Origin of the sequence: Advenella sp. EE-W14 (genome assembly GCF_012923605.1) — a bacterium.
In the GTDB taxonomy this organism is placed as follows: domain Bacteria; phylum Pseudomonadota; class Gammaproteobacteria; order Burkholderiales; family Burkholderiaceae_B; genus Advenella; species Advenella alkanexedens.
On sequence record NZ_JAAVNG010000027.1, the window covers coordinates 1 to 981 of the forward strand.

The window sequence follows — 981 nt, forward strand, 5'->3', positions numbered from 1 at the left end:
TTAAGCAGCGATTTTAGCAACAACACCGGCGCCAACAGTACGGCCGCCTTCACGGATCGCGAAACGCAGACCTTCTTCCATCGCGATAGGTGCAATCAGCTCAACGTCCATAGAAACGTTATCGCCTGGCAGAACCATTTCTTTGTCAGCTGGCAAAGTGATGGTACCGGTTACGTCCGTTGTACGGAAGTAAAACTGAGGACGGTAGCCTTGGAAGAATGGTGTGTGACGACCACCCTCTTCTTTGGACAGAATATAGACCTCTGCCGAAAATTTGGTGTGCGGCTTGATTGAACCGGGTTTGGCCAATACCTGACCACGCTCAACGTCTTCACGCTTGGTACCACGCAGCAACAGACCTACGTTATCACCAGCCTGACCTTCGTCCAGCAGTTTGCGGAACATTTCAACACCGGTACAAGTGGTTTTAACGGTATCGCGGATACCCACGATTTCAATCTCTTCACCAACCTTGATGATACCGCGCTCGATACGGCCGGTTACAACAGTACCACGACCGGAAATAGAGAACACGTCCTCAACAGGCATCAGGAATGTACCGTCAACGGCACGCTCAGGTGTAGGAATGTAAGTATCCAGGGCTTTGGCCAGTTCCAGAATGGCTTGTTTACCCAATGGGCCTTCATCGCCTTCCAGAGCCAGTTTGGCTGAACCCTTGATCACAGGGGTGTCATCACCGGGGAAGTCGTATTTGCTCAGCAATTCGCGAACTTCCATTTCAACCAGTTCCAGCAACTCTTCATCATCAACCATGTCGGCTTTGTTCAGGAACACGATGATGTAAGGAACACCCACCTGACGTGACAACAGGATGTGCTCACGGGTTTGTGGCATTGGGCCGTCAGCGGCTGAACAAACCAGGATCGCACCGTCCATCTGGGCAGCACCGGTGATCATGTTTTTAACATAGTCAGCGTGTCCTGGGCAGTCAACGTGTGCGTAGTGGCGCTCTGCAGTTTC

The 981-nt window shown here is 51.8% G+C and carries 1 protein-coding gene; it reads right to left on the reverse strand.

Annotated elements, in window-relative coordinates; translation table 11 throughout:
- Window positions 1-981: elongation factor Tu (gene tuf / locus HCX92_RS14750; protein WP_169295723.1), on the reverse strand; the 981-nt coding region annotated here is incomplete at its 5' end.